Here is a 230-nt window from a genome sequence, read left to right as displayed (position 1 = left end):
CCTCCATTGCCCGTTGCGTCATGGTCAGTCAGCCTTGTAGTTCTTGCCCTTAACCAGGCGCAGCGGGGGGTATTCCTGTACCAGCGAACCGTCTTGTTTGTAGATGCGGTTGCGGGTGCGCACTAAGCCAAGGCCGGGGCGGTTGGTGCTTTCGCGGCACTCAATCCCTACGCACTCGACGTGAATGGTGTCACCGACGAAAACCGGTCCCTTGATGTCCAGTTCCATAT

General features: G+C 57.8%; 1 pseudogene. It reads right to left on the bottom strand.

The features are described from left to right. Positions 1–24: 24 nt before the first annotated feature. Positions 25–230 (bottom strand): annotated as a pseudogene (locus AC0IW7_RS25120) (acyl dehydratase); the annotation flags it as partial.

It is taken from the genome of Pseudomonas sp. AC229 (assembly GCF_979254655.1).
This window is presented reverse-complemented; position numbering and strand designations above follow the sequence as displayed.